The 274-nt window shown below is 64.6% G+C and carries 1 protein-coding gene; it reads left to right on the forward strand.

The annotated features are described in order from the left end of the window. A partial coding sequence (locus E0702_RS19265) for a hypothetical protein (RefSeq protein WP_205742053.1) occupies positions 1-274 on the forward strand: 274 nt, incomplete at both ends.

The raw sequence follows: 274 nt of genomic DNA on the forward strand, positions 1-274 counted from the left end.
GGCGGGCCGCTACGCGGTTTCCTCTATGCTTTCAAGAACACCGGCACCCTGAGCGCGCCCGTGTTGAGCCGAGGCAGGCCGATCGTCGGGGGAGAGACCCCGCTGGAGGTCTATGGCCAGTGTGCTCCAGCCTTCGGAGATTTTTCCGGAGAGGGGCGCACCGCCGTGGTGTGCGGCGAATTCTGGAACATCCTGCATTTTGCCGAACAGACCGGCCCCTTCGCCTTTGAACATCCCACGCTTGTTGCCGACGGTGCCGGTGCCCCGGTGCTAC

The sequence above is a fragment of the Halomonas marinisediminis genome (assembly GCF_004347715.1).
GTDB classification, from domain to species: Bacteria; Pseudomonadota; Gammaproteobacteria; order Pseudomonadales; family Halomonadaceae; genus Halomonas; species Halomonas icarae.